Origin of the sequence: Pseudidiomarina salinarum (assembly GCF_000753715.1) — a bacterium.
GTDB classification, from domain to species: Bacteria; Pseudomonadota; Gammaproteobacteria; order Enterobacterales; family Alteromonadaceae; genus Pseudidiomarina; species Pseudidiomarina salinarum.
This window is the reverse complement of sequence record NZ_JPER01000014.1, coordinates 1-374: the sequence shown is the minus strand read 5'-3', so window position 1 is coordinate 374 and position 374 is coordinate 1. Positions and strand designations below refer to the sequence as shown.

At 52.1% G+C, this 374-nt stretch carries 1 protein-coding gene; it reads left to right on the top strand.

Annotation, left to right across the window (positions count from 1 at the left end; genetic code table 11):
* Window positions 1-348 (top strand): EF-Tu C-terminal domain-related protein (locus IDSA_RS11750; protein WP_034777295.1); only part of this gene is annotated, 348 nt, incomplete at its 5' end.
* Between the last annotated feature and the right edge of the window lie 26 nt (window positions 349-374).

Below are 374 nucleotides of genomic sequence, written 5' to 3'. Positions count from 1 at the left end.
CGTGGTACTAAGCGTGATGACATTCAGCGTGGTCAGGTACTGGCGAAGCCAGGTTCAATCAAGCCGCACACGCAGTTTGAAGCTGAAGTTTACGTACTGACCAAAGAAGAAGGCGGACGTCACACTCCATTCTTCAAGGGCTACCGTCCACAGTTTTACTTCCGTACTACGGACGTAACTGGTGCGGTGCAGTTACCAGAAGGCGTAGAAATGGTTATGCCTGGTGACAACCTGAAGTTTGTAGTTGAACTGATCCACCCAATCGCGATGGACGAAGGCCTGCGTTTCGCAATCCGTGAAGGCGGCCGTACTGTTGGTGCTGGCGTAGTAGCCAAAATCATCAGCTAAGGTAGCCCGTGGTTCTACCACGGGAA